Source organism: Mesorhizobium sp. M7A.F.Ca.US.006.01.1.1 (assembly GCF_003997935.1).
Taxonomy (GTDB): domain Bacteria; phylum Pseudomonadota; class Alphaproteobacteria; order Rhizobiales; family Rhizobiaceae; genus Mesorhizobium.
Genome location: NZ_RZQL01000543.1, coordinates 1 through 466, shown reverse-complemented (window position 1 = coordinate 466; position 466 = coordinate 1). Strand labels below are relative to the sequence as shown.

Genomic DNA, 466 nt, shown 5'->3' with positions numbered 1-466 from the left:
GGCTTCGCTTCTTCACCGTCTACGGCCCCTGGGGACGCCCGGACATGGCGCTGTTCCTGTTCACCAAAAACATCCTTGCCGGCGAGCCGATCAAGCTGTTCAACAACGGCAACCACACGCGCGACTTCACCTATGTCGATGACATCGCCGAAGGCGTGATTCGTGCCAGCGACAACCCGGCCACGGGCAATGCCGCCTGGGACTCCAGCCGTCCCGATCCGGCCACAAGCAGCGCCCCTTGGCGCATCTTCAACATCGGCAACAACAACCCGGTGAAGCTGACCGCCTATGTCGAGGCGCTGGAAAACGCGCTTGGCCGGAAAGCCATCGTCGAACTCTTGCCGCTGCAGCCCGGCGACGTGCCCGATACCTTCGCCGACACCTCGGCGCTGGAGCAGGCGGTCGGCTACCGCCCGACGACGACGGTGACGGAGGGCGTCGGCCGGTTTGTCGAGTGGTACAAGGC

At 64.6% G+C, this 466-nt stretch carries 1 protein-coding gene; it reads left to right on the top strand.

All coding sequences use genetic code 11. The annotated features are described in order from the left end of the window. Positions 1-466: NAD-dependent epimerase/dehydratase family protein (locus tag EN943_RS37405; RefSeq protein ID WP_127416643.1), on the top strand; the 466-nt coding region annotated here is incomplete at both ends.